1 pseudogene is annotated in these 402 nt (G+C 38.3%); it reads left to right on the top strand.

Annotated features, from left to right (window positions below):
• Window positions 1–54 precede the first annotated feature (54 nt).
• Window positions 55–348, top strand: a pseudogene (locus tag IAI56_RS15955) (ATP-grasp domain-containing protein); the annotation flags it as partial.
• Window positions 349–402: the final 54 nt, after the last annotated feature.

The following is a 402-nucleotide window of genomic DNA, read 5'->3' as shown; positions in this document are numbered from 1 at the left end:
AACAATTTTAAACTGTTGATTTTCAAATAATTAAACCCTTAACTTAATGACATTGTCCGCGACCTTGCAGCTAAAGAACTAGGGCTTAAAACTGCCAATTACCGCTATGCCACCTCAGCCGAAGAGCTACAAAAAGCCGTGGCAGAAGTTGGAATTCCGTGTGTGATTAAACCCCTAATGAGCTCATCGGGAAAAGGTCAATCGACTATAAAATCACAAGAAGACATAATCAAAGCATGGAACTATGCTGTAGAAGGTTCGCGCGGCGATGTGGTTGAAGTTATCGTGGAAGCGTTTGTAAAATTCAATTCAGAGATTACCCTCTTGACCGTAACCCAAAACAACGGTAACTGTTGCACAACCTCAATAAAAAACTAAAATTTTAAAATATTTATAAAAAGT

This window comes from Flavobacterium macrobrachii, assembly GCF_014486675.1.
Lineage (GTDB): Bacteria > Bacteroidota > Bacteroidia > Flavobacteriales > Flavobacteriaceae > Flavobacterium > Flavobacterium macrobrachii.
The sequence above is the reverse complement of the archived record's forward strand: the minus strand, read 5'-3'. Positions and strand labels throughout refer to the sequence as shown.